The organism is Streptomyces rubellomurinus (genome assembly GCF_000961885.1).
Classification (GTDB): Bacteria; Actinomycetota; Actinomycetes; order Streptomycetales; family Streptomycetaceae; genus Kitasatospora; species Kitasatospora rubellomurina.
In genome coordinates, this window is the sequence record NZ_JZKH01000259.1 from 1 (window position 1) to 997 (window position 997).

Genomic DNA, 997 nt, shown 5'->3' on the forward strand with positions numbered 1-997 from the left:
GTGGCCTCGGCGGGCGCGTAGGCGATGTAGTAGGCGATCTTCGTGGGATCGGTGATGCTGCGGCGGGCCAGGGCCCAGTGCTTGCGGTCGGGGCGGTGCCAGGGCCGGACCTCCACGCGGGCCCAGTCGTAGATCCGCAGGCCGTGGGCGCCGTCGCCGCAGGATCGGCGCTTCCACTTCTGCCGGGGCAGGTCGGCGACCAGGTCGTGCAGCCGATGGTCCATGGCCTGCCAGGTGACGACGGTGTCGTGGCTGGTGGTGGCCACGACGTGGAAGACGTCGGCCTGCTCGAGTTCGTAGCGCCAGCCCTTGCTGTAGCCGTAGCCGGCATCCGCGGTCACCCAGCGGAACGGGATTTGGTCGTCGATCGCACGGCGGACCATCGCCCGTGCGAGCTGGACCTTGGTGGCGAACTCGACCTCGTCGCCGATCCCCGCCGCCCGGCAGCGCTCGCGGTCGTCCGTCCAGGACTTCGGCAGGTAGAGCGCCCGGTCGATCAAGGTCCGCCCCAGTGCGCTGGAGTAGGCGAGGAACACTCCGACCTGGGCGTTCTCGGTGCGGCCGGCGGTCCCGGAGTACTGCCGCTGGACGCCGGCCGACCGTATGCCCTTCTTCAGGAAACCGGTGTCGTCCACGATCAGCACGCCGCCGGGGTCCGCCAGGTGCTCGACCACGTACTGGCGCACGTCGTCGAGCACCCGTCGGCGTCCCAGTCGATCCGGTTCAGCAGCCGCTGGATCCGGTCCGGGCCCCCGTGACCGGCCTCCTCGGCCACCGTCCACCCGTTCTTGCGCTCCAACGGCGCCAGCAGGCCCCGCATGTAGGCCAGCGCCGACTCCCTCGACTCGCTCCGCGCGAACCGGTGAGCAAACCGCTCATGCAACCCGACCAGCCCATCCGACCAGCGACGAGCATCAATCTCGGATATGTCCCCACCCATGAACGGCCCAACGAGCGAACCCAACAACCGTCACGGTAAGCACCGTTGCAGTACTAG

The 997-nt window shown here is 69.4% G+C and carries 1 pseudogene; it reads right to left on the reverse strand.

What is annotated here, in order from left to right:
• A pseudogene (locus tag VM95_RS37665) lies at nucleotides 1-940 on the reverse strand (IS701 family transposase); the annotation flags it as partial.
• Nucleotides 941-997: the final 57 nt, after the last annotated feature.